Raw genomic sequence first — 23,534 nt, forward strand, 5'->3', positions numbered from 1 at the left:
CCTTACTTGACGGCCGATTCCCACTTGGTTTGGTTGGCCTTCAGTTTTGGATGTGAGACCAACAAATGCCACACAACCGCCTGAAATGCCTCGGAATGCGGTGTGATGGTTTCTGGATTAACTGTCGGCACGATTACACACACATCCGCCACCTGTGCTGTGTAGCCGCCATCCCGCCCGACCACGCCCGTTACCTTGGCACCAACCGTCTTGGCATACTGCAACGCCATCACCAGATTCGGACTGATGTTTTTTTCAAGGTTGCCACCACCAACGGACAAAACAAATACCGCATCCCTGGCGGAGAGCTTGCTCGTCTTCAGCCACTCAACAAAGATCGTCGCCCAACCTTCATCGTTGGTGCGCGCCGTCAGCTCCGAAACATTGTCTGTCGGTGCATAGGACTCGATTCCGACGATCTTGCGGAAATCATTCACCGCATGAGAGCAGTTGCCCGCGCTGCCCCCCACGCCGAGGAAGAAAATCCGCCCCCCTTCCTGCTTGATGTTGGCGAGCAAGTCTGCCATTTGCTCGATAGCGTTGACATCCATCCTCTGGAGAATATCAATCGCTTCACTGATATGGTGCTGTGCGTAACTCATGCCTTTTCTTCCTTGCTGAAATACTCAATGGTTTCGTCCAGCCCCTTATGGGAGCCGATTTCATAAAATCGTTCGAACACCTCGTGACCTGCCAACACACCGCGAATCGAAAGCTCGTGGTAGATATCCGCCAGATCAAAAGGCTCATTGGCGAGTGCATTCTCCAGAACCGAAGCAGACATCACCCCAAGCCCGTAGTCGATGTGCGTCATTTCAGGTCGCGGTGCCCGCTTATTGTATTCGGCGATGCGGCCATCGCGAAACAGCACATTGCTCTTGTCCCACTGGTTACCATTCTTCAGGACCGTCATCAGTGCCGGCTTGCCACTGGCGAGGAAGTCGCGCTCCACTGCCCGAAAATCAATAGGCAGATAAGAATCACCGTAAAAAATAAAAAACTGCTCTCCCAATAGCGGCAAGGCCTGCCTCAAGGCGCCGCCCGTACCCAGCAAGCGCGGGCCGTCCCATGAATAGCGCACATCCAAACCAAAAGCCGAACCATCACCCACAACCGCCTCCACTTGCGCACCCAAATAACCCAAGCACAGCACCACACGGGAAATCCCTTGTTGCCGCAAGTAATCCAGCTGGCGAACCACAAAAGGCTGACCCGCAACATCCACCAATGCCTTTGGTATTTTTTCGGTGATCGGGCGCAAGCGGGTTGCCAAGCCACCCGCTAGAACGGCAACCGGCAAGCTCACGAAAGAACCACCTTGGTTCCCTCAAAATCGAACCCAAAACGCACTTCCTCCAGCCCCGCTTTGCTCATGGCATGACGCAATTTGTTACGGTCGGCCGCGTAGAACATCAGGAAACCGCCGCCACCTGCCCCCACCAGCTTGCCACCGACTGCGCCATTCTTCATGCCAAGCTGGTACCACTCGTCAATCCTGGGGTTGCTCATGCCTCCCGAACGCCGCTTTTTATGCTCCCAGTGCTCGTGCATTAACTCACCAAACTTTACGGCATCGTTCGCTTCCAGTGCCTCTTTACTGCGATAGCCAAGCTCCTTGACGAAATGAAGATTCTTGAGCATTTCGTTGTCGCTATTTTGTGTGCGATCTTTCTGATCCTTGAGAATACTACTGGCACTGCGGGAGTAGCCTGTGAAAAACAGAAGGATATTGTCTTCCAGATCAAAAATGGTATCCATTGAAACCTTGAGGGGTACGGCGGTAACGGTATCGTCCTTGTGAAAGGTGAAACACGTCAAGCCACCATAAGCCGCAATATATTGATCCTGTTTGCCGATTGGCTCACCCAAGCGGTCAATTTCAATATGGCAAGCCAGCTCAGCCAATTCTTGTGGATGAATCAACTGGCGGCGATGTGCATACAAAGCCTCAAGCAATGCAGTAGTAAAACTTCCAGACGAACCCAGTCCCGTTCCGGCAGGAATGTCGGCCAACGTAGTGATTTCAATTTGTGGTGTACGTAGATTCTGCATTCTTAGTGCTTCACGAATAATCCGGTGCCGTACTTCATCCACCGAGACCACATGCTCCAATTCAGAATACTTGAGAAAAACACCTTCGGTAAACGGGCGCATCACCGTCACATAGACATACTTATTAATTGCTGCAGCAACCAGGAAACCTTCGTGGTCACGGTAATATGAGGGGAGATCAGTCCCGCCACCGCCCAATGTGATGCGCAATGGACTACGGGCAATGATCATAACCAGACTCCTTGTAAATCTTTTCAACCACCTTCAACGCCTCAAAGGCATCATTCAAGCCCGCGGCTGGCTGCCGGTTCAGACGAATATCGTCGTAGAACTCTGCCATTTCGACTGACCATGAGTCATCTCCCATGGGGTATTCCCAAGCTGTCGTCTCAGGTGGCCCCATTTCAGGCAACATTTTGTAATACGTAAGCCGCTCGACCCCATAACTTCCTCCGAGGCCACTGATTTCCAGCTTGGCATTTCGTCCGTAAATTTCCATGGAGAACATGTTTTTCCACTCCGTACAACTAGCATGGAGAAATGCCACCTGCTGCTTCGCAGTTTTCAACAGCAAAAAGCCATTGTCATCTACGGGCATATCCCAATAATAGGTGTGGGCAAAACCCTGAACCTCAGTAAACTCACCCAGAAACCAGCGTGATAGATCAATCAGGTGTGGCCCTTGGTCAATCAGCTCCCCACCCCCGGAAAGATCAGGTTTACTCCGCCACTCCTTATCGTAGCCAATCCGTCCACCGTGCCCATAGCGAGCACGGATGAACATCAATTCGCCCAATGCTCCAGCCTCGAACAACTCTCGAGCCTTGCGAAAGGCGCGGTGGTAGCGGTGATTAAAGCCCACATGCACCTTCACATCATGCCGTGCAGCCACCGCAGCCATCACTGGCTCCAGTTCGGTGGGGTTGCGCGCCGCGGGCTTTTCCACCAGCACATGCTTCCCCGCTTCAATTGCCGCCAGCGTAATTTCTGCTAGCGAATCATGCAGGGTAGCGATAACAACGATATCGACTACCGGAAGCGTTAAAAGCCCGCGCCAATCACCGAACACCTTAGCCCCGCTGTTTCCCGCCAGTGCTTTTGCCCTGGCCTCATCGATATCCGCGCAGGCGACCAACCGCCCTTCACCCAAGGCCTTGGCCCGTTTTTGTCCGATCAGGCCACAACCAATAATTCCGACTCCGAAACTCACTTATCCCCCCACGAAAAACCTCGATCCCGACCGGCCATACGCCTCAGCGTATAGGCATCACTCGAATTCAGCTCATCAAGATGTTCCGGCCAATGTTCCCAGTTATCCCACACAGCACTAATCAGTTTTCCGGTAATGCCGTCGCTGGCAGCGGATGCCAGGAATAAGGCAAGATCAGCCCCCCGATCCAAGCCCGCACCGCCCGATTCCCTCTGCTTGATCGACCTGTCGAAAAACGCTTGGCCAACTTTTCCAGGCCCGGCGGCGAGCACCTCGTCAAGCATGCGCGTATTCAATGCGCCAGGAGCAATCGCATTTACATCGATGTTTAACTCGCGCACTTCTTCTGCAAGCGTTTCTGCAAAACGCACGATGGCGGCCTTGGAAACGGCATATGCGCTGATGTTTGGCATCGGGTTGGTAGCCCCGCCACCAGAAAGCTGAATGATCTTGCCTCTTTGCTGTTTCTTCATAATGGGCAACACTGCTCTGCACATCAAGATCGAGCCAAACAAATTGATCTCGATTGTCTTAACCCACTGCGCCCAATCGATCGCTTCGATTGGCCCCATCGGGCCGTAGATACCCGCGTTGTTGACCAAAATGTCGATTCGACTAAACCGCTGTAAAGTCGTCTCCACCAATTGCTCAACGCTCCTTGGGTCCGAGACATCCGCTGGTAGCGCCTCAATGACCTGCCCTGCCGCTAATTCGTGTGCGAGATCTTCCCGTACTTTTAGCAACAGATCACCATTCCGTGCACACATAACAACCGATGCACCGGCATTGACGAATTTACGGGAAATCTCCAGACCAAGGCCTTGGTTGGCACCAGTAATAATTGCAACCTTTCCATTCAGTGTGAATAACATCACGCTAACCTTTCAATTGAAGGGGCTCCAACAGCGACATAACGAAGCGCCGCCACTGTTCCCAAAGATGACAGGAAACGATTCGGGTCGAGCACCACCAGTCCGGGGGACACTCTGACGACATAATCCTTGGGGATTTCCCTATATTCAGGCCACTCGGCTCCCACCAATAGAACTTGAGCCCCCTCCAACGCCCCTAACGCCTCGTCGAAACGCTGCACACAGCCATTCCAGTTTGTCGGGAGCTCTTTCACTACAGGATCATGCACCCTCACTCGGGCGCCTTGCTCAAGTAGCCAGTTACACAATTCAACTGCCAATGATCGGCGCAGGGTATCGGTGCCAGGCTTGTACGTCAGCCCCCAGACAACAACGACTACGCCATCCAGACTTGGCATGAGTGCTTTCAGCTTACGACGCACCCAAGACTTGTGACCATCGTTGCTCGTCTTCACTGATTCGAGCAAGGGAATGGAAATCTGATGCCTTTGGCTAACTACTTTTAAAAATTCAATATCGCGAGCCAATGTTCCCCCAGCGAAAGCTCCCCCAGGCGAAAGATAAGCCTTAGGGCCAATCCGATTCTCGGATTTAAGTCCGCGCTCCACCTCTTTGGCGTCTGCACCGACCATTTCACAGATTGAAGCAATTTCGTTGGCGAAGACGACCGAGGTTGCCAAAAAAGCATTGATCGCGTGCTTGGTCATTTCCGCCGATTCCACCGACATCCATTCGATTCGACCGGTAATCGGTTGTAGCAATCGTCCAATTCGCTCCTTATCTCGTTCAGAACGCACTCCGACGACGACACGGTCAGGCTTTAAAAACACATCCAGCGCTTTGCCCAGTCGCAGGTTTTCTGGTGAGTAAGCAAAGCTCAATGCCTTTCCAGGACAGAGTTTGTCTGCAATTGCCTCCATCCGTCGAATCGAGCCTACCGGCATCTGCGAAGACACCAGCACAACCGAATTGGTCGGCAGGTATGGCAGCACGGCCGCTACCTGGGCAACAACAAAATTGACATCAGCCACATCATCTTCATCGACGGGCGTGTCATAGGCGACCCAGAGTAGTTCGATGTCGCTTGGCAGTTCTTCAAGGCTTGCAGTAAATCGCAGATGCCCTGAATCCAGGCTTGTCCGAATCATGTCCTCCAAGCCTGGCTCGAAAATGGGAGGCTTGCCTGCCCGAAGCCCTCGAATTACATCTTCATCGAGATCAAAACCAACGACCGTATGTCCAACTGAAGCAAGGCATCCCGCAGTGACTGACCCAAGGTGCCAAAGCCCCTGAACACAAACGTTCATCAACGAGCCCCCATGACCCACTCATTAGCTTTCAGGAACTCCACAGTTTTAACAACACCTTCACGAATGGAGTGCTTCGGCTCCCAACCCAATGACCTGATTCCCCTGGTGTCCAAGAATATGAACGGGTTGTCTCCAATCCAGCCACGATCTCCACCTGTGTATTTCATCTGAGGCTTGGCGCCAAGCGCTTGACTAATCCAGCCGATGGAATCGTTAACCTCGCAATAGCCATCCACCCCCAAGTTGAAGATATTGACTTTGCCATTCGCCTTCTCAACGGCAACTTGCATCGCATCGAGGCAATCCTGGATGTAGAGATACGATTTACGCTGCTTGCCGTTGCCCAGAACCCGCAACTGTGTAGGGTCTGCTTTCAATTGTTTGTAGAAATCGTATACATGCCCATGCGTATAGCGTTCTCCGAGAATGGAAACAAAACGGAAAATCCATGACTGGAAACCGAAACCTTCACAATACGCCGCAATCAGCCCCTCACCCGCAAGCTTTGAAGCGCCATAAAGAGAGGTTTGAACCGGGAACGGCGCATCCTCCGGCGTGGGGATCATCGCTGCCTCGCCATAGACAGACCCGGTGGAAGAAAACCCAATCCGCTTGATGCCATTGGACCGCATCGCCTCCAGCACATTGAAAGTGGCGATCGTGTTCTGCTCCAAGTCCTTGCGCGGATGCTCCGTACCGAAACGGACATCCGCATTAGCGGCAAAGTGGAACACCGTATCGCCTCCGGCGAACGCTTTGGTCAAGGACGGAAGATCAAGTAGGTCACCTTCAATCAGGCAGAAAGACGTGCTCTTCAAAGCCCCTTCGAGAAATCGGCGTTGGCCCGTAGAGAAGTTGTCAATCCCGGTGACACGATGCCCTTGGGCGAGAAGCCGGTCGACGAGGCTGCTGCCGATGAAGCCGGCGCAGCCGGTAATAATGAAATGCCTAACCATGAACATAACCTTTTTTTAAAATCCAATGCTTTGAAAGCAAGTAACCAACCACCATATAGACGGGGACAATGAGGGAGATATCAACCATGTCGAACTCTCTTACAGATTTTCAATGTATGAAAACAAAATCCGCATGCAAGAACGCCGGTGGGCCGCACTAACCAGTAGGCGAACCTGTTCCGGGTCTCTCGGCAGTGTTTTTCCGCTCACCACGTCCTTCATCGAATAGCCCATGTTCCAGAGCTTGCTGAGCATCTTGTCAACCACTTGGGGATTCTTTGCATACACGTAGGGCGCGCCAGTTCCAGCAGGATTCTGGGCTTGTGCCTGCCGATCGTTTCCGTGCGCCGCACAACACCTCGAATTCGTGGCCATCCACATCCAGTTTCACTTGAACCCACAACGCAAGCTGCCCCCCAGTTACTGGCGATGCGCTCATGAAATTCTGCAACCCAAGGGGATCGCCACAACCAAAGAGACTGTAGCGCATCAACTAACAAGTTCGGATTCGAAAGAGAAAAAATTTCTGCTTCAGTGGCTAAAGTCATTGAAGGGGAGCGCCGTGAGTCATCTGCCTACGGAAAAGCCTCCGGTTAGATTCCATCACATCCACATCCGATCCGACACGTTTCGCATACGCTGTAGCCCGTACCAAAGTTACGCGCGTGGACTCTGAATTCCAGTCGGCCACGTCCTCGATCACACGCACGAAGGCCGACGGATCACCGAGCGGCAGGGCCCAGCCGACTCCATGCTGCTCCAGGTCGCGCCACGGGGTTTGGTCACTCAACAGCACTGGCGTCCCGGCGCACAGCGCCTCGTAGATCACATGCCCGAAATTCTCGCCCCGGGTGGGGAAAAAGAATAGGTCGTGCTGAGTAAAAATCGCCACAACGTGCTGGTGTTCAACGCTTCCGCAATAAGTGGCTTCAACATGTGCCGGCAGGGCCGCTATCAAACGCTGACATTCGGCCCAGTACGCGGGCTCTTCCTGCGGGCCATAGATACTAAACCTTATGGGCACGCGCACCTGTGCGAGAACCCGCAGTGCGTAGTCCAGGTTTTTCTTTGGCGAGATGCGCGACAGGAAGCAAAGCCTCAATGGCTCGCCCGCAGATCGGAATTCGCGATTGTTCCGATGCACTGCGCCTTGCAATCCTTCTGAGGGGTTGAAGGCAATCTGAACAGGCACTTCCAAATCTCCAGACTCTCCTGTTGCCGCCTCCCCAACGATATCGGCTGCCACTACCATTTCCCCCCTCTGGTTGAGCGGGTTCATCACAAGCATGATGTCGGCTACCTCAAGCTCGCTCGATGCCTGCCATATCGCTTCACGGCACAAACCCAGCTTGCGCATCACCGCGATGTACGCCGCCTTCTTCCAACGCTTAATCTCCAGCGCTCCCACGGAAAATTCGCCCCGCGGAGCGATCACCAGCGCGCTGGCGGGCGCCCAGCCAAGGTAACGTGCCAACAGTGGTTTGAAGGTGAACACCGGGTCAAAAAAGCTGTTTAGGTATTGCACGTCGTGCGGAGTTTGTTGCATGATCTGTGAGATTCGTCGCAACGAACGTGAGCCCGGGCTCGCGTAGTACACTTGCGCATTCCCGACCCGGTTCCAGCGATCGACCTGTACCCCTCCATACGCCTGGGCGTCGTCGATGTCACGATCCGTAGTGACGATACGAAAATCAAACTCGTCGCCCAGTCGTTCCACCATGTTGGCGATAGTGCGCATAGCTCCACCTGCACGGTATCCCGGTAGGTAATACCTCGAGAAGGTCAGGATCGTCGGCCTCACAGTATCGCGCCCTGACCTTCATGCGATGAAAGAGACCGAACTGCCTTCCTCTGTGCCTTAGGCAACATCCGCTCCCATATGTCAAGGAGGGTATTGGCTGCAATCACCTCGGCGTACCGCTGCTCGATCGTGACACGTCCTCGTTGGCCCATTGCGCGATTCATCTCCTCATCCATACAGAGTCGCGCCAGCCGATCCGCAAGCGACCCAGAATCATTCAACGGGACCAAGAATCCGTCTTCCCCATCTGCGATGATACCGTCCGGCCCGCCACTTCGCGTGGATACTACTGGCACACCACAGGCCATGGCTTCGAGGATAACCAGGCCAAACCCCTCCTCATCCGAAGGTAAAGCGAATGCTGTCGCTCGCTGATACAGGGCAACCAGTTCTTCCGTTGAGGGGCGTGCCACATGGCGGACTCGGTCGCCCAACCCCAACATCCGAACGCGATCCCAATACGACAGGGGCGGCTCGCCTGAGCCCGCCGTCACAAGATTAACCCGACCCAACGCCAGCGGGAGACGGTCAAACGCCTCTAACAGCAAGCCAATGTTCTTACGTGGATCATCTAGCCGGCCTACGCAGAGGATGTACGGATCCTGGGCCGGCATCCGCTCGCACAGCGGATGGAACATGGCAGCGTCCACACCGGGTGGTGCGTAGCGGATATCGACGTCGCTGCGTCCTGCGTTAATCGTGCGCGCGTAATCAAGCATCCACGGATTCATGACTTGTATCGCATCCACCTTACGAAGCGCACTGTCATCAAGCCGGTTGGTGACCGCCGTCATGGCCTTACGCCACCAACCAGCCGGTCCTTGCGGACGGTAATCTCGGCGCCGGCGCTCAACCACGGCCCGAGTGGCACACAGAACCGCAACGGGCTTTCCCAGCCCACAAACCGAAAGGGCCCAAGCTGGAGATCCACAGACAACCTGCACAAGGTCACAGTCAGCAATGGCATTGGCAATCACCTTGCGTTGCCGGTAACGCTGAAATTCGAGCTCGGCCAGCCAGGCACCCACATGCGTGAAGGACCTCCCGCGCCATAAGCCATCACGGGCTTTCGGACTGGAAATCCACGTGGAAGGCGACAGCAATCTTGCTGACTCTGGGTCGGCCGCCGATGTAGCCAAGGATACGAGGTGCGCCTTCAGAAAACCTGTGCGCTCGATCGTGCGCACAATGAAGTCCGCAACTTGGGATATGCCGCCACTATGATCTAGTAAAGGCACTACAACTGCTATCTGCGCAATCTTCCCAGTACTGTTGGCACGAGAGATAGTCATGAAAGTAATCGACTCCCAACCAGGGGGTAAGTGATGGTGAGCGCTCCCATCGCGTTCACTTCAGACAAGCATCTTCAACGGATTTTACCAGCCCCACCATTAACTCCTGCCAAGAGTAACCACTGGCAATGCAACGCTCATGTCCAGCTGCCGCAATTTTTTCCCGCTCGGTATCATGCTTCAAGTAATAACGGGCCTTGTCCGCAAGTTCCTCCGCCGAACCAAAAAACTCAGCCTCCCTGCCTTCATTATAAAAACCCTGATGTTCAATGGTACGCTGTGCCAGCAGGAACCCTCCCGCCGCGGGGATTTCGAATGTCCGCCCCGACGACAGGTTTCGACTCTGGGCAGAATTGATCCCTAAGTTAATTTTTGTTGAAATGATGGCTGTAGCGTATTCTTCTTTTGGAACGGCAGAAGGCTCAATTACAGACCTTAACACTCGCTTATTCCTCGCCTTACGCCAGGATGACCCACGAACCCGAAGTGGCAAACCCAGACTAACGAGCAACAGGAAGATTTCTTCTGTCGCCGGCTCCCAGTGTCCGATAAAACCCACCGCCGCACCAAGTCGTTGAGCCTCTGCCACCGTTACCACATGGGGTTTAAAAAGTTCTCGATTGTAACCCAATTGCGAGAGTATAACCTGCCTAGCTCCAAGTGCCTTGAGTTCTTCGACGTTGAATCGGTTGGTAGTAAAATAAACGTCATATTCTTTAATGCCTGGCAAATGAAGCCGCCAACCGTTTCGAGAGTAGCAAATATCGTCCGTATTGTAGCAAACGAGAAACGCACCGGTTTCCTTTTTGATCGCCTGAAGTGTATCCCGCGACACATAGTGACCCTTATCAATCCACAGAACGTCAGGCCGATGCTGACGTGCCATGTCCAATAAGCACCGGTTGTATTGCCAGATCCCGGGACCAATTCCCGATAGTGTCTGCAACGATTTAAACTTTTGCCCAAGAGATCCGAGAAACGCAGGGTATCTGAAAAACGGCTCAAAACTCAGGGTTACCACCTCCCTGCCCATGTCTACCAGCCCACAACGGCGAGCTTCGCATGTGCCGGAACCAACTAGCGATCCGGTATAAAGGTATTTCACTGTAATTTTCGAAAAAAGGAGAATGATTACTTAAATTAGCTAGTATGAGGACTTGTTGCCAATTCCTCAGGCACGGCAAGCGCATCAAAATCCTGCCCCATCACTAGATCGTCTTGCCGGACCTCTGGAAGCCCACGCCACTCGTCACGCTTGGCATGATGAACAGGTTTGACGCATCGAGGGTCGATGTGAAATAAACGGTATCGTGAAAGGGAAAGCTGCTGGATCAAATCTTCTCCGGTTGTTCCGGCTGCAGCCAAGCGCAGAGGGTTGATCTCAATAAGAAGGTAGGGGCGCGATTGTTCCAGGATAGACATGGCCCCTGTCAAGACCTCCTTCTCAAGCCCTTCCACATCGATCTTGATGACTGTCGGAGATAATCCATGTTCACGGCAATATGCATCGAGCGTTGTCACCCTAACCATCGTTTTCCCCGCCTTCGGCAAGAAGGAGAATCCACCCGCAGGCTCATGGGCCATCGTCGACCATCCGGATCTGGCACTAATTGTCAGCTCGCCTTCACCTTCTACCGCCCCTACAGCACATGGATTGGCTACCATCTCAAACAAACTGCTATTCAGACTTTGGTTTTCCGACAGCCATGTAAACACACCCGGATCGGGCTCAAAGCAGTGCGCAACAATTTTGCCTTCTTTTGAACGTACCTTGCTGCAGGCCAGCAATGTGACAAAACCAACGTTCGCGCCCACATCAAGGAATGTCACGGGCGGCTGCAATATCATATTTAATACCCGATCCATGTGACGATAGACAAAACCGCACGCTGCCATCACGGATGGATAAGAATCGCTATCGCAATACATTCTGAAGCGATCCTGATACGACACCGTTCTTATGCCGCTTCCAACAACTAAATGACGCAGAATCCAAGCCATGCGTGGAAGCCCGCGTGGTACAGCGTAGCGTGATATTTCCTGCGCCAATCGCATCAGCGGCCGTGACACAAACGGGGACAATGGGTAGACAGGGCGTGAAATCGGGGAAGGTGTGTTCTCGTGCAAGGTAATCGATCTCCTGTTAAATACTAAGCCATATGCTTCAGCGAACAGCCCCGGCCTTGATGGCTGCTTCAAATGCATTCCGATACTGCAAGCCGACCACGCGATGATAGAACACCTCACGAAACCGCCTGATGGCAGAGAGCGCGTAGTTCATGCGAATGTTCCTGTCCTGAGCCAACAGCGTCAGCCCTTCGGCGATTTCCTCCGGCGACGCTGGGTCAACCGCTATACCGGCCCTGCCATAACCCAGCATCCAATCCTGGGGGTCGGTGTTGCTGGAGATTATCGCGCAACCACCGGCCATGGCTTCCACGATCACCCGGCCGTAAGTGTCAAACTGCGTAGGAAATACGAAGATATGTGCTTTCCGCATAAGTTCAGTCATATATGAGGCTCCAACATTGGATAAGACTTCAGCTACTTTCTCTATTCCCGGCACCAGCCCGTCCTGAAAATTGGAGACAACCTTTAATTTGAGTCTGTCCTTCACTGGCTTTTCTAGCATGCGGAATGCTTCAAGGACCTGTGGCAATCCTTTGCGACGAGCTGCCCCACCAACGAATAGAACTTGGAGCTTTTCATCCTCTTGAGCCTTTTGCACAATATAATCATCCGTGACCGGCTCGAGATAGGGCATGTAGATGGGAACCTGTAAAATGCGGCCTCTTGCCTCCGGCACATATTGATCAAATCGGGCCTTTGACGCGGGGGTTGTGGTCAATATCACTTGGGCACGCTCCGTTGCCCATCGTTTGGCGTGAATCTCGCGTGGAAGACAGTGGAGCACACCCGCCATTTTCATGTACCGTTCCGAGGCAAAGTACTCTACCGCCACAAGCGGCGTAGAACTTCCATGCCCGGTCAGGGGAATATGACTATGGGCGAAAATCACGTCCGGATGGATATCACGCAAGTAATTACCCGGCAGATATGATACGCACTGCAAATTAAATAAAGGCTGAAGTATTCTCAGGTTCCTTTTCAGCAGTCGAAGTTTGTGAGCGGCATGCAAGATCAGGGCCCGCACATTGGCAGCTGCTATCGCGGCGGGAGACCGTACCTGCACAAACTGCATATCAGGAAACTGATTCCCCATTGCGGATACTTCCGTGTTGGCATAGTAGTCTCCCACGTGGCTCAACAAAAAGTATGGCCACATATTCATCAACACTTTCATTCCACAACCGCCCCTACCATCAATTATGATGCTGTAATTCTCGACATTGCCAGCTTGACTAAGCCGCCGCTAGGAAGGACCTGCTCTCACTCTGGCCCATCGAGTGCTCATCGGCAGGCAAATTGCGGATATCAGCGCAGTATAAGCCAGCACCACCACAGCCTTGCGAGGCAGGGATGTGACCCATGTAAGAATGTCGTCGGTATACGAGATTGTGAGAATGTACAGTAGGGCGCTACTCAAGACGATCATTTGCACGCTGAAGCGTCTGCTCATAAGTGTTGAGATGGTGGTTAGAAACGCCGCCAGGAAAAAATGAACCGCGATGACGCCAGGCCAGCCAAACCGGCGCCATGAATCCGCTAACAAAGTAACAGGCATGGAATGCCCACGCTCAGGGTCCACCGCCCACCCATAATGGCGTAAGAAAAGAACGCCAGAATTCTCATCTTTAGGAAGATCCGGAATCAAGAATGCAGGCAACCAACCCCAACCTAACTTAAGCCAGTCCGCCTCGCTCCAGCTCCAGTAGGGAAATTTCTCAGGTGTCCTGGCTACGATATCCAGAGCCGACAGCTCGGTGATACGAGCGCCAAATCGGAATATGGTGCGGCCCAATGTTTCAGGGTTATACAAAACAGCTCCAGAATCGTCTACACCTATCTGCTTTGGCCCTACAAGCGTGACTACGCGTTGGTACATATCCCCTACGCCAGCTGGTACCCGGCTGTGATACAACAACCGTACATCCTCGCTTTTCACAGCCAGCCAGGGAATTAGCAACGCAACAATCGCCGCAACTACAAATCGACGAGGATGCATTAACCACTTCGGTGACGCCATCAGTAACCCCGCATAGAACATGAACTCGGCGAAAAGAACCGGCGCCCGCCCTCCAGTTGCCAGTTGAAGAATTCCATATACCAGGAAATACGTCACAAATATCCACCGTTCGCGGTGACCGTGTGGCCACCAGAGACCCAAGATAAAGAACGTCACGGGAGCAACTTTGGCCCCTATCTGAATCAGATATCGTGAAATATCAGTGGTTGGTGTTCCACTATACGTAAAATACCATTGCGAACTGACAATAAGCATATGAAACACGAGTGACACATAACAAACCATCCGCAGCGATTGCACTTGGCTTGCCGGCATGGCGCTCAAGTGGTCGTGCAGATGACCTGATGAACATCCAGGCAACGACGCGCCGATAGTTCGTCGGCCAACGATTATGGCCCACATGCCCGCAAGAGCGGCATACAACGCGATGAGGTTGATGAGCTGCAAGCGAGCCAATCCATCAGCATAAGGGAAATATCCATAGAGCGTTAAATAGGTGTAATTCTGGTCAAAGATGGCTATGAGGGAACCACCAACACCAAAAGCAATGTGCTGAATTGAGAAATATACCAAAGTAAACCTAGCCAGTGGCACACCTCCAGACCGCTCCCATATATACATCTGCCAAAGTGGAATCAGACCGAGAAAAAACGATATCAGCGCAACCACGATATTAATCATCGTACGTTTACTTCTTTTCCCACAAGAATAAAGGCGCTGGATTGTCCGTTAATTTCCAGACCAGGCGATAGTTCTCGCGCAACCAGGGCACAACCACCTCTGGGCGCATGAAACTCCATTTTCGGTCCTCCCACTCATCGAAGGTGGAGCTGACTATATATTCGGGGGGGTTCGCCCGAACGCCGTCCCCAAACTTCTTCTCGGCCAAAGGAGGTACATTATTTGCCGATAAACCATGGATACCGTAGCTGTACACCTTTCCGCCAAAGGCGATGCCGGGGCCGGGCACCAACCACAAAGTATTTTTCCCCTCAAGACGTGGAGAGACATTTCTTAGCACCTCTTCTATCGTCTTGCTTGAGCTCCACACGGGGTACGAGCCTGGAACGCTCGCACCGCCCTCCGGCCAATAGAGGCCGGAGAATTTGCTGTCCCCTGGTAACCGCGTTAACTGAGAAAATGTGCTCTTCCAGTTTGGTGCCAGGTGCCAAGCGGCTGTCCACAGAACCAGCAAGGCTATTGTCATCCTGTAAAAAGCACGTTCCCGGCCGCGGCCATACTGCAACACCAGCATTGGCATAAATAGCATCGCGGCGAAGACGCTGTTGTGGCGCCCAGAGGCGACAATGCCCAAAGTCCATATTAGGCATATAAATGAAACCCAGAAAGGCTGCGTGATGTCGCCTGAATATTCTTTCCGAATTATCCCGGCGGCAAGAGACACCACCAAGGCAACCACGACCATGAGATAAAGCAGTTGCCACAGAAAGAATGGCAAGCTAACCAGCTGGAAGTCGTAAAAAAGCGATGCAAATCTGTGCGGAAACTCCTGAGGCCATAAAGACCAAACACTTAGCGCAATAATAATACCGCACAGCAGCCAAAGCAGTTTTTCTGCGAACTCCTGGATTGGTGTATTCGCATCCACCGCACCCATCTGATCTTTGCTTCTGGCATGAAGAAGGCGCCCAAAAAAAATCGTAAATAGCCCAAGCAGCGGCAAGCTGATACCCAGCTCGACGATATAACGAAAGGGCGGCTCGAAAGTTGTGGAAATGCGCGGAAACACTCTTAGAGCCAGCGCCAAAATTCCCCCCTTAATCTGGCTTCCCCCGACAAGAATTTCCGTTACCAGTTCGCTATAACCACCGTACCAGCCCGGTATCGCCACTGCCACCAGAGCCCCCGCCACCGCCCCAATCAGAACTAGAAGCCCGGCCATTAAGTATTTCGGGCGCGCTTCATGCTGAACCAGAGCAATGGCACCAGACACGGCGATTAACGCCATGACAATAGCAACGCCGACATTCGGCTTGACAAGGATAGCCACTCCGCCGGCTCCACCTGCCAAAATGGCTAAAAAGCTTTTTCCAGTTTTGGAATACCGCAACATACATACCACGGCAAAACCCGATAGAGCTGACGCAATAAGTTCGACGGATTTTCCACCATTATTGGGAGGCACGGTCAGTAAGGCGACGGTCATCATCACAAATGCGACTTGAACTGCTGATGCGCCATAAGTACGCATCAGCCAAGCAACTACCCCCACATTTATCAACCACCAAAACCACAGGTGGATGTTGACAACAAGATAGCTGTGCCCAAGCATCTTCATAAAGAGAAGAAGCGAATAGCCAGAGATTGGGGGATAGACACTAAAGAAGTCACGACTCTGCCATTGATCTGCCATTAGCCGTGAAGCCAACTCGTAGTCCATACCAAAGTCACCGGACCCGATAACAAAGATCCAGCGCGCAAAGAGCACGGCCAACGAAACAAGCACTGGAATGAAAATGCCCCAGCGAAACGCTCTTATATGCATTTTCTGGTTTATCGTTTCATTACCCACAATGATGTCCCTGGCCGATTTTTACACCAGCGATAGGCAGGCAGTAACTCTGATACTAACTCAGGCCTATTCCAGGCAACGAAAGAACACCCAGTTAGAACATTAAATTGCGACTGATGATTATGGAAAAAATCAAGCACTACAAGCTCTTCCTCATATGCCTGTCGATAGGGATATGCAATATCATGTATGTGAATCAAAACACCACTTTTCAATAAAGGTAGAATGTGTTGGGTGTAGTAGGTCGCAATTTCTCGCGTGTGCCAAGCATCAATAAACAAGATGTCACCAGCCTCCAATGAGGCATAAACGTCCTTGCTAACATCCTCCATCTTCATTTTTAAAGATTCCACCCTTTTGGGCAGCGAACGTCTCGGCACAGGATCAATACTCAAAATGAGCCCCACGCCATTACGCGACATAGCTTGAGAAACAAACGAGGTAGAGTGCCCCGAACCAATTTCTATAACAAGTTTTGGGCGAAAATGGCGTACAAATGAATACAGAAGCTCCACATCTTGTGACATGAAGACAGCATTATAAACTCTGCCAACCTGCCAGGTGAATTCACGCGTGAACGGGCGGATGATACTTGCAAACTGTTCAGATGCATGCAGAAAGAGCGGATCGTACTTGCGCTGCGCTTCTGACAGAAGTTCCCAGGTGAATTCTCCCCCTTGGAATTCTTGATGCAGAAATCTTCCTTTTGACAGGATAATTCTAGCCGACCGATATAAATATCTTACTTCAGCATACAAACGAGTGGAACTGAGTAATTTTCGAATGCCCGTCATAATCATTTTCTCCCCCTTGTCCATACAGTAAGTAAATCATGTGTGCTCAATAAAGTGTCGCCAAGTAAACAATGGGGAAATACGACAATATGGCAGACAGAGGCATCGGATTTTTCTTGGTTTTTATTTTCATTTAAGATGATTAGATTAATTTCGGTTCATCGGTAGCACTCTTAATAATAGAAAAGACTGAACAGCCGCTGGCAAAGAAAATTGATTCATGCAACAAAAAGCAACTTTGCTGCTGCCTTGGCAGACATCTTGAGCAATAACCACCCATGGGAAAATCGGCTAATGTTGGTCTCGCCATAGGTGCGCTGCCGGTAACGGACAGGAACCTCAACAATCTTAAGATTAAGCTTTGAGGCGCCGAAAAGGAGATCAAAATCACCAAAGGGATCGAAATCGCCAAAGTAACCACGGCCATTGGCTATTTTCTCATAGTCAACCCGTCTTAGAACTTTCGTGCCGCAGAGAGTATCCTTGATGGGCTGGCCCAGAATCCAGCTTAACAAAAGTGCAAAAGATTTATTGCCCAAGAGATTCAGGAAGCGCATTGCCCGTGGATCCATCGCATAGACCAATCTTGATCCATTAATAAACTCGCCTTTACCGCCTATGAGCGCGTCATAATATTGAGGCAGATCCTCCGGGGGCACGCTAAGATCGGCATCCAGGATCATTAGTATGTCTCCAGTCGCCATCGAGAATCCCAATCGAACAGCATCGGCTTTACCCTTGCCTTCCTGAACAAATACCTTGATGCCTTTGTCAGGCATCGCCGCCGCTACCCCTCGACACTGCTGAAGGGTATCGTCTTTTGAATGTCCCTCAACAAAAATCAATTCTGTATGTGAGCCCATCGCTGGCAGGCGGCGAACCAGGTTTTCGATATTGCCCGACTCGTTACGACAGGGGCAAATAACCGAAACCCGTGGTGGAGAATCAGGTAATCCCAGGTCTGATTGAACCTCTAGCGGCCTCGCAACAATCCAGTTGGTAAGACATAGCGAACGGAAGCCCGGGAGATGCACCAGATAACGGTTAGCGATTGTGCTTAGAAGAGGTATCCGTTTAGGTAACAGAATGTGCCCGCGATGCTGAACCACTTCGAAACCCGCAAGGTAAAAAAGATTGGAAATATCCTGCGCTGTTGTCCAATTAAGCAGAGGTTGAGGAAACTTGAACCCAAGCTTCTCAGCCAGCGTAAGAATTGGCTGCCAAAGCCTGCTGTACCAGTTCAGAACTATTCGCGTACGTGAGTGGCAAACCGTGCGGAGGCGCTCAAATACCAGGCGAATGTCATATAGATAGCCAACCAAGTCTGATAAAACTATATAATCGAATTTTCTGCTGGGTAATGTCAGACGCTCAGCGCACATCTGTTGAAATTCAAGATTAGGATATTTCGCGGCTGCGAGGCGGACCATCTCTCCTGAGATGTCAATGCCAAGGCCATAGGCAGGATTCAGGGAAGCCAGCAGGTCGCCGTTACCGCTGCCAATCTCCAGCACGCTTGCATCGGGGGGTATATAGAACCCGTATAGCGAGGCAATAGCCCCATGATAGCCCGCATTGCGCTGATGCCAGTGATCTACATGGGCAGAGTAGCCATCAAAGAACGTCTCCCACTCGTGCAAGTATTCATCCATATTCAAGGGCGGCCGTTCCGTTCGTACTGCCCGAACCCACTCATGGTGCCCCATCATTTGTTTGGTGCTCGATGTGGTGATTTGCTTCTTCGAATCCATATTCTGTCTCTATCGCTTATTGACTATCCCGCCAACCTGCGTCTGAAACTTAGCAGTTGGTCCCAAAGTAAAAACAGATCCTCACGGCGAGGAATCACCATCTTCCAAGGACTCACCTGCGTCCTGCGTGAAATGAGAAATACCAAAGTGGCCAGCGTTACCAAATAACTCGCTAATGAGGCCACGGCTGCTCCCATTAATTCATAGCGACGTAGCAGCAACACTAGCATTACAACTGTCGTCCCGAGCCCGATAAATTCAGCGACCATTGGCAGCTTCGGCGCCCCGATGCCTCGCAAACCATCGCTGGCCACCTGATTAAAACTTGCTATGCTGGCGGCAACAACCAATACCAGCGCTGCCGGAACCGCCGACATGAAAGCCGCCCCGAAGAGCAACGGCAAGACTAAGGGCGTTAGCGCTAGTAACATCACCGCCAGCATGGCGGCACTTAACACACACAGGCGCAAGGTTCGATGCAAAGTTTCTGCCTGCACTTGCTGGTCGTGAGTGGCGGCCAATCGAGGAAAAACAACCTGCGACACCGAAGTCAAAAGTGGAGAGAACGCGCCGCTCCAAGCCACTGCCACTACATAAAGGCCCAAGGTATCCGCTGACAGAAATGTTGCCATCAGCAGTTGATCGAGGCGTAGGTTCAATTGTTGAGGCACAGCAGTAAGGGAGGCTGGTAACCCATAACGCAGCAGTGTCGGCAAATGAGAAACTTCGGGCTGGTGAGGCGGTGGAACTTTACGTAATGCCAGAACGACAAATACACAGGCGACACAAATCATCACCGCCAGGTAAAACAGCGAGATAGCCCCTGCGGTTACCATCCCCAACATCCAAGTCAGTCCAATCACAGCCAGCCATGCCACTGGGGCCTGAAAACGCAGAATATTCCAGAGCTTAAATTTTCCAAGACCTTGCAACACCCAGAGAGGAGCGCCAGCAGCAAATTGGATAGGTATCATCAGCAGGTAGATTTGCGCGTAGTGTATGACGCTGGCCGATTGAGCATCCAGCAAAAAAGGCATCATTAAGTATGCGATGGCAACGAGCGGAATTGACCACAATAACAAAGCCACCAGAGCAGTAGTCATCAAACGCCCGGCAAGGCTGGGATCTCTTCCCGAGAAGTACGCCGCCGCGGTAGTTATCCCAAGCGCGCCAACTCCAAACAGAATAGTAGCCGGGTTCTGGATTGCGGCCAGAGCACCACGCCCCTCTGGACCCAGAATCCGCGCAAGCATGACGCCAGTCAGCAGGCCAAGCAAGGTCGCGGCAATATTTACCGCCGTAGTCCAAGCGAGGTCGTGGGTGAAATTCCTCTTGCTCACTATTCAACAATCACAATATTTATTGAAACGTCGCTAATACACTATCAATCACTTTACCCTGAGACTCTTCATCTAGTCCTGCATACATCGGCAAGCGTAACAATGTAGCACTGACCCGATTCGTTACTGCCAACTCCCCCTCTGCCCGTCCAAACCGCAGCCCCGCAGGTGAGCTATGCAATGGAATGTAATGAAAAACCGAGATGACGCCCTGTTCGCGCAACTTTTCAATCATCCCATTACGGGCGGATTCACTCGGCAATAGCACGTAATACATGTGCGCATTATGATCAGAATAGTCCGGCACGACTGGCCGGCGCAGCCAGCCCCGCGCCTCCGCGCTGGCAAAAGCCTGGTGATAAGTCTCCCAGCACGTTAGTCGATTCTCCGTAATCACTGTCGCTTCCTCCATTTGCGCCAGCAGAAAGGCAGCAATGATTTCACCAGGCAGGTACGAAGATCCCACGTCTACCCACGTGTATTTATCCACCAAACCGTGCATGAATTGCTTACGATTCGTACCTTTTTCACGCAAAATTTCGGCACGAGCCACTAACCGATCATCGTTGATTAAAAGCGCCCCACCTTCTCCCGACGTAATGTTCTTGGTTTCGTGAAAAGAAAGGGTCGCCAAGTGGCCAATGCTCCCAAGAGGGCGGCCCTTGTAGCGGGAAAGCACGGCCTGTGCCGCATCTGCGATCACAAGCAAGCCATGCTTTTCCGCAATTGCCATGATCGTGTCCATCTCACACCCTACTCCTGCGTAATGTACCGGAACAATGGCACGCGTACGTGAAGTAATCGCAGCTTCAATCAATCGCTCATCCAGATTCAATGTGTCGGGCCGAATATCCACAAACACCGGCACAGCCCCGCGCAACACAAAAGCATTGGCCGTGGAAACGAAGGTGTAAGAGGGCATGATGACTTCATCACCCGGCTTCAGATCGGCCAGGAGCGCTGCCATCTCCAGAGCCCCCGTGCAGGAATGGGTTAGTAACGCCCGTATGCTTCCCACCGTCTGCTCTAGCCAGGTTTCACAGCGCCGGGTAAATGGCCCATCGCCGGACAATATGCTGTTATGGTGAGCCTGAGCGATATACCAGAGCTCTCTGCCAGTCATATGAGGGCGATTAAAAGGAATTTTTGACACAACAAAGCCTCCTTATTAGTTGGTGGGGGTAGCTAGCAGGGCATATCACCATCACAATAATAAGGACGACCTACCTGTGGGCACCTCTATACATATAAAAAAACTGCGTCCTTCCCGCAAAGGCAGGAATCCAGTTCCTTTGATTTTAAAGGGAAAGGTCACTGGATCCCAGCCTTCGCGGGGATGGAAAATAAATTTTTAGAGGTGCCCATATCGTATCGTTTTATGTAAAGCGGGTACGGAATTGTTGCAGTGGAAGCATGGACTGGCCATTCGAATCATCGAGTAATGTCAGTACTTTTAATAACCCTTGTCCACATACTACGATGGGATGCGGCCCATCCATCCAAACTACTTTGCCGGACGTGCGATTTTCAATCGCGATATCTGGCAACGGCTTAGTCTCGATTATACGTGCACGGACACCATTCACTAAGGTCATTGCTCCTTTATAGGGAAAGCCTACGGCGTCTACAAATCGAGCAATCCAGTCTGCTGACCGGTCCCATGGCACATGGTAATCGGCATCATCACGCCACAGGCTAATGCTCGCGTTTGCCTCCTCTTGGGGTGTTCCGGAAATGGCCTTCTCTTGATTTATTAAAGAAAAAATATGACGCGCAAGAGTCAAGTAATTTTTCGTTACCAGATCAATTGCTGTCTCGATCTTGATTGGATAGCGTATCGGTGTAGATGACTGGGCGATAATATCGCCCCGATCGTAGTTTGCTGCACCAAAAAGCGCACTGACTCCAACTAATGGCTCACCATTAATCAGGCACGACACTAAAGGGTTGAATCCCCGGTATCTGGGCAATAGCGAATCATGGAGAATTATCAGACGGTTCGCAGGTAAATCATTGATCAACCAGCGCCATGAAATCGCCAACGCGTATTGAGTTCTCACAGATTGATAAAGGCTACGGTCGATGCACTTAAGGCCGACTTTTTCGCACAATGCAGATATCTCATCGTAGTAATCATTAGCCACATTGAGATCCCGAGCGACGACAACTTCTTCAAACAAGTGGCCCAACTCTTCAAGAGAGTCATTCAGCACACTGTAACCCTTGCGGGTCATGAGAAATAAAGTAATCGGTTTCATGACAATCGCTGCGCGCCAGGAGGAATGAAGCGATAGCGCGTAGCCCTCGGTAGCCTCGCTTCGCGAGGCGTAGAGTCACTACGGCGGTTCTCAGCCGCAGGACGGCCGGGACCTGCGCAGCAGAATAACGCGCCGTGCCCGAGTGATCGCAAGGGACTGAGAAGTCCTGTCGCGTTTAGCGAGGGCCGGTGCACAACGTAAGGCTTCACCATCTTAGAATTGACGAGCACTACATGTTGTCCACGCTGGTATTTGACACCGCATTTTCGTCGCGTCGGGTAGCATCCATAACTGTGTCGGCAACAATATATGCTGGTCGCTCCATGGTACGGAAGTGCATTCGAGCTAGATATTCACCAATAATGCCAATAGTAAATAACTGTGCACCGGAGAAAATGGCAATGATGGACGCCAAAAATGCGAAGCCCGGCACGCTTACTCCTTCAATAAGGTACCGCCCTAAGACATAGGCCAGTATGCCTAGCCCGAGCAAGGTGAAGCCAAACCCGATCATGCTAGCCAATTGCAAGGGTATCGTACTGAAGCCGGTCACCATGTTCATGGCATGGTTGAATAATTTTCTCACATTGTAGTTAGAGACTCCTACCACACGCGGTTCGTGGCGAACCGCGATATGTGAGAAACGGGTAGTTCCCCAGGTAAGCAGCACATCAATGGAGACAAATGGGCCACGGAAATTGCAGAAAGAGTCCCGTAGTCTGGTTCGGAAAATGCGGAAAGCACTTGCATGGCGAGCTGTTTCAGCACCCATAGCGCCTTGCAAAACTATTTTAGTAATGCGCGATGCTTGGTCTCTCCAAAAATTATGCTGCTCTCGTTCAGGCGTGCCGTATACCACGTCACAATGCTCATCAAGCTTTTCTAATAACTTGTAAATCTCTTCTGGGGGGTGCTGTAAATCATCGTCCATCGTAACGATGCTGGAATAGCATGCCGCTCGTATGCCGCAAAGCAGGGCGTTGTGTTGGCCGTAATTACGGCTCAAGCGGATGCCCACGACCCGATCGTCATCGCGAGCCAGAGATTGAATAGCAGTCCAGGAGGTGTCGGTAGCGCCGTCTTCGACAAAAATTATTTCGAAGTGAATCGCCATCTCCTCCAGTGCAGATACCAAACGCCGGTGGAGAAGCGCCAAGGTTGCGGCGGAACGGAACACTGGCACAACCACTGAGATTCCAGGTTTCACGTTCATAAGGA

At 51.8% G+C, this 23,534-nt stretch carries 21 protein-coding genes; all 21 read right to left on the reverse strand.

Going from position 1 to position 23,534, the window contains the following annotated elements:
• Positions 1–2 precede the first annotated feature (2 nt).
• On the reverse strand, positions 3–602 hold the full coding sequence (locus NUV55_RS12530; RefSeq protein WP_296673482.1) for an SIS domain-containing protein: 600 nt from the start codon (positions 600–602) through the stop codon (positions 3–5).
• Complete coding sequence (locus NUV55_RS12535) at positions 599–1,306, reverse strand: nucleotidyltransferase family protein (protein ID WP_296673484.1); 708 nt, start codon at positions 1,304–1,306, stop codon at positions 599–601. Before NUV55_RS12535 ends, NUV55_RS12530 begins: the two co-directional genes overlap by 4 nt.
• The gene (locus tag NUV55_RS12540; protein ID WP_296673485.1) at positions 1,303–2,283 is read right to left on the reverse strand and encodes a hypothetical protein; all 981 of its coding nucleotides are present in this window, start codon (positions 2,281–2,283) and stop codon (positions 1,303–1,305) included. Before NUV55_RS12540 ends, NUV55_RS12535 begins: the two co-directional genes overlap by 4 nt.
• Complete coding sequence (locus NUV55_RS12545) at positions 2,267–3,262, reverse strand: Gfo/Idh/MocA family oxidoreductase (RefSeq protein ID WP_296673487.1); 996 nt, start codon at positions 3,260–3,262, stop codon at positions 2,267–2,269. The genes NUV55_RS12540 and NUV55_RS12545 overlap by 17 nt, the downstream gene beginning before the upstream one ends.
• Positions 3,259–4,134, reverse strand: a complete 876-nt coding sequence (locus NUV55_RS12550; RefSeq protein ID WP_296673489.1) for an SDR family NAD(P)-dependent oxidoreductase — start codon at positions 4,132–4,134, stop codon at positions 3,259–3,261. The genes NUV55_RS12545 and NUV55_RS12550 overlap by 4 nt, the downstream gene beginning before the upstream one ends.
• On the reverse strand, positions 4,134–5,441 hold the full coding sequence (locus NUV55_RS12555) for a nucleotide sugar dehydrogenase (protein ID WP_296673490.1): 1,308 nt from the start codon (positions 5,439–5,441) through the stop codon (positions 4,134–4,136). The genes NUV55_RS12550 and NUV55_RS12555 overlap by 1 nt, the downstream gene beginning before the upstream one ends.
• Positions 5,441–6,400 carry an NAD-dependent epimerase/dehydratase family protein gene (locus NUV55_RS12560; RefSeq protein ID WP_296673492.1) on the reverse strand — a complete coding sequence of 320 codons (960 nt, stop codon included), beginning with the start codon at positions 6,398–6,400 and terminating at the stop codon, positions 5,441–5,443. Before NUV55_RS12560 ends, NUV55_RS12555 begins: the two co-directional genes overlap by 1 nt.
• A 544-nt stretch (positions 6,401–6,944) precedes the next feature.
• Positions 6,945–8,138, reverse strand: a complete 1,194-nt coding sequence (locus tag NUV55_RS12565) for a glycosyltransferase family 4 protein (RefSeq protein ID WP_296673494.1) — start codon at positions 8,136–8,138, stop codon at positions 6,945–6,947.
• A 59-nt stretch (positions 8,139–8,197) separates the two neighbouring features.
• The gene (locus NUV55_RS12570) at positions 8,198–8,995 is read right to left on the reverse strand and encodes a glycosyltransferase family 4 protein (RefSeq protein WP_296673496.1); all 798 of its coding nucleotides are present in this window, start codon (positions 8,993–8,995) and stop codon (positions 8,198–8,200) included.
• Positions 8,992–9,168, reverse strand: coding sequence for a hypothetical protein (locus NUV55_RS12575; RefSeq protein WP_296673497.1), 177 nt, complete (start codon positions 9,166–9,168; stop codon positions 8,992–8,994). Before NUV55_RS12575 ends, NUV55_RS12570 begins: the two co-directional genes overlap by 4 nt.
• Before the next feature lie 380 nt (positions 9,169–9,548).
• Complete coding sequence (locus NUV55_RS12580; RefSeq protein WP_296673499.1) at positions 9,549–10,379, reverse strand: glycosyltransferase; 831 nt, start codon at positions 10,377–10,379, stop codon at positions 9,549–9,551.
• A 254-nt stretch (positions 10,380–10,633) separates the two neighbouring features.
• Positions 10,634–11,494 carry an FkbM family methyltransferase gene (locus NUV55_RS12585; RefSeq protein WP_296673501.1) on the reverse strand — a complete coding sequence of 287 codons (861 nt, stop codon included), beginning with the start codon at positions 11,492–11,494 and terminating at the stop codon, positions 10,634–10,636.
• Between the two features lie 163 nt (positions 11,495–11,657).
• Positions 11,658–12,797, reverse strand: a complete 1,140-nt coding sequence (locus tag NUV55_RS12590) for a glycosyltransferase family 4 protein (protein WP_296673503.1) — start codon at positions 12,795–12,797, stop codon at positions 11,658–11,660.
• A gap of 69 nt (positions 12,798–12,866) precedes the next feature.
• Positions 12,867–14,321: a hypothetical protein gene (locus NUV55_RS12595; RefSeq protein ID WP_296673504.1), complete on the reverse strand. Its 1,455-nt coding sequence runs from the start codon at positions 14,319–14,321 to the stop codon at positions 12,867–12,869.
• 7 nt (positions 14,322–14,328) lie between these two features.
• Positions 14,329–16,173, reverse strand: coding sequence for a hypothetical protein (locus tag NUV55_RS12600; protein WP_296673506.1), 1,845 nt, complete (start codon positions 16,171–16,173; stop codon positions 14,329–14,331).
• Positions 16,155–16,967 (reverse strand): class I SAM-dependent methyltransferase, encoded by an 813-nt coding sequence (locus NUV55_RS12605; protein ID WP_296673508.1) that lies wholly within the window; start codon positions 16,965–16,967, stop codon positions 16,155–16,157. Before NUV55_RS12605 ends, NUV55_RS12600 begins: the two co-directional genes overlap by 19 nt.
• Before the next feature lie 218 nt (positions 16,968–17,185).
• Positions 17,186–18,718: a glycosyltransferase gene (locus tag NUV55_RS12610; RefSeq protein ID WP_296673510.1), complete on the reverse strand. Its 1,533-nt coding sequence runs from the start codon at positions 18,716–18,718 to the stop codon at positions 17,186–17,188.
• Between the two features lie 23 nt (positions 18,719–18,741).
• Positions 18,742–20,058, reverse strand: a complete 1,317-nt coding sequence (locus NUV55_RS12615; RefSeq protein ID WP_296673512.1) for an oligosaccharide flippase family protein — start codon at positions 20,056–20,058, stop codon at positions 18,742–18,744.
• Between the two features lie 19 nt (positions 20,059–20,077).
• Positions 20,078–21,211 (reverse strand): dTDP-4-amino-4,6-dideoxygalactose transaminase, encoded by a 1,134-nt coding sequence (gene rffA, locus NUV55_RS12620; RefSeq protein WP_296673513.1) that lies wholly within the window; start codon positions 21,209–21,211, stop codon positions 20,078–20,080.
• Positions 21,212–21,434: 223 nt separating this feature from the next.
• Positions 21,435–22,316, reverse strand: coding sequence for a formyltransferase family protein (locus tag NUV55_RS12625; protein ID WP_296673515.1), 882 nt, complete (start codon positions 22,314–22,316; stop codon positions 21,435–21,437).
• A 229-nt stretch (positions 22,317–22,545) separates the two neighbouring features.
• Positions 22,546–23,529, reverse strand: a complete 984-nt coding sequence (locus NUV55_RS12630) for a glycosyltransferase family 2 protein (protein ID WP_296673517.1) — start codon at positions 23,527–23,529, stop codon at positions 22,546–22,548.
• Positions 23,530–23,534 lie beyond the last annotated feature (5 nt).

The sequence above is a fragment of the Sulfuricaulis sp. genome, assembly GCF_024653915.1.
GTDB lineage: Bacteria > Pseudomonadota > Gammaproteobacteria > Acidiferrobacterales > Sulfurifustaceae > Sulfuricaulis.

Bases quoted from the DNA above. Each gene is read 5' to 3' on its own strand.
- NUV55_RS12530 (WP_296673482.1), bottom strand. From the start codon at position 602: ATGAGTTACGCACAGCACCATATCAGTGAAGCGATTGATATTCTCCAG.
- NUV55_RS12540 (WP_296673485.1), bottom strand. From the start codon at position 2,283: ATGATCATTGCCCGTAGTCCATTGCGCATCACATTGGGCGGTGGCGGG.
- NUV55_RS12550 (WP_296673489.1), bottom strand. From the start codon at position 4,134: ATGTTATTCACACTGAATGGAAAGGTTGCAATTATTACTGGTGCCAAC.
- NUV55_RS12555 (WP_296673490.1), bottom strand. From the start codon at position 5,441: ATGAACGTTTGTGTTCAGGGGCTTTGGCACCTTGGGTCAGTCACTGCG.
- NUV55_RS12560 (WP_296673492.1), bottom strand. From the start codon at position 6,400: ATGGTTAGGCATTTCATTATTACCGGCTGCGCCGGCTTCATCGGCAGC.
- NUV55_RS12565 (WP_296673494.1), bottom strand. From the start codon at position 8,138: ATGCGCACTATCGCCAACATGGTGGAACGACTGGGCGACGAGTTTGAT.
- NUV55_RS12570 (WP_296673496.1), bottom strand. From the start codon at position 8,995: ATGACGGCGGTCACCAACCGGCTTGATGACAGTGCGCTTCGTAAGGTG.
- NUV55_RS12575 (WP_296673497.1), bottom strand. From the start codon at position 9,168: ATGCCATTGCTGACTGTGACCTTGTGCAGGTTGTCTGTGGATCTCCAG.
- NUV55_RS12580 (WP_296673499.1), bottom strand. From the start codon at position 10,379: ATGGCACGTCAGCATCGGCCTGACGTTCTGTGGATTGATAAGGGTCAC.
- NUV55_RS12585 (WP_296673501.1), bottom strand. From the start codon at position 11,494: ATGGCTTGGATTCTGCGTCATTTAGTTGTTGGAAGCGGCATAAGAACG.
- NUV55_RS12590 (WP_296673503.1), bottom strand. From the start codon at position 12,797: ATGAAAGTGTTGATGAATATGTGGCCATACTTTTTGTTGAGCCACGTG.
- NUV55_RS12595 (WP_296673504.1), bottom strand. From the start codon at position 14,321: ATGATTAATATCGTGGTTGCGCTGATATCGTTTTTTCTCGGTCTGATT.
- NUV55_RS12605 (WP_296673508.1), bottom strand. From the start codon at position 16,967: ATGACGGGCATTCGAAAATTACTCAGTTCCACTCGTTTGTATGCTGAA.
- NUV55_RS12610 (WP_296673510.1), bottom strand. From the start codon at position 18,718: ATGGATTCGAAGAAGCAAATCACCACATCGAGCACCAAACAAATGATG.
- NUV55_RS12625 (WP_296673515.1), bottom strand. From the start codon at position 22,316: ATGAAACCGATTACTTTATTTCTCATGACCCGCAAGGGTTACAGTGTG.
- NUV55_RS12630 (WP_296673517.1), bottom strand. From the start codon at position 23,529: ATGAACGTGAAACCTGGAATCTCAGTGGTTGTGCCAGTGTTCCGTTCC.